The sequence below is a fragment of the Nocardia carnea NBRC 14403 genome, from assembly GCF_000308515.1.
GTDB lineage: Bacteria > Actinomycetota > Actinomycetes > Mycobacteriales > Mycobacteriaceae > Nocardia > Nocardia carnea.
In genome coordinates, this window is sequence record NZ_BAFV01000088.1 from 1 (window position 1) to 1,051 (window position 1,051).

General features: G+C 66.1%; 1 protein-coding gene. It reads left to right on the forward strand.

The genetic code is table 11. The features are described from left to right. The first annotated feature begins 128 nt into the window (after nucleotides 1–128). The gene (locus ON22_RS26620) at nucleotides 129–1,037 is read left to right on the forward strand and encodes an IS5 family transposase (RefSeq protein WP_033247772.1); all 909 of its coding nucleotides are present in this window, start codon (nucleotides 129–131) and stop codon (nucleotides 1,035–1,037) included. Nucleotides 1,038–1,051 lie beyond the last annotated feature (14 nt).

Below are 1,051 nucleotides of genomic sequence, written 5' to 3' on the forward strand. Positions count from 1 at the left end.
AGAGCGTGTTTCATAAGCCCGATGCTGTGGGGCCGAACCTGTTGTCCGGGTGAGAAGTTGGTGATATAGCGAGGTCTCCGGTAGTTGGTTGAACGACCAAGCACAACCGGAAACCAACCGGAGACCTCTTGAACAGCGTAACGGCAACGTGCCGTGCGGATCTGACCGATACCCAGTGGGCAAAACTGAAACCGCTACTACCTGCCGGTATGAAACCGGGCCGGCCACCGCGGTGGTCGAAACGGCGGTTGATCGACGGGATTCGCTGGAGGATCCGGACCGGCAGCCCATGGCGTGACATTCCAGCGGTTTACGGGCCGTGGCAAACCGTGTACGGGCTGTTCCGCCGCTGGCAGCGCGACGGAACGTGGGAATCTATGCTGACCGCGCTGCAAGCCCACGCCGACGCCGCAGGCGAGATCGAGTGGACGGTCAGCGTGGACTCCACCATCGCCCGAGCACACCAGCACGCAGCCGGTGCCCGCCGCGACCCACACTGCCAAGCCGAGCCGGCGGGCGGCTTCGACGACGAACCCGCCGACCATGGTCTCGGACGGTCGCGGGGCGGGTTCACCACGAAGCTGCACCTGGCCGCCGACCAGGGCCAGCGACCGTTGGCCCTGGTCGTCACGCCCGGCCAGTGGGCCGACTGCCCGCAGTTCACAACCGTGCTCGGCGAGATCCGGGTACCGCGGCTCGGGGTCGGTGGTACCCGGTCGCGACCGGAACGGGTCCTGGCCGACAAAGCCTATTCTTCGGCAGCCAACCGTGCTTACCTGCGGCGACGCGGGATCAAGGCGACTATCCCGATCAAGGCAGACCAGGCCGCGAACCGCGCGGCCAAAGGCCATTCCGGTGGGCGACCGCCCGCGTTCGAGCTCGGTCTCTACGCCCTGCGGCACGCCGTGGAATGCACGATCAACCGCCTCAAACAACACCGGGCAGTGGCCACCCGGTACGACAAGCTCGCCGTCCGCTACCTGGCCACCGTCCGCGTCGCCGCGATCAACCTGTGGTTATCAGGCCGCGGCTTATAAAACACGCTCTAGGG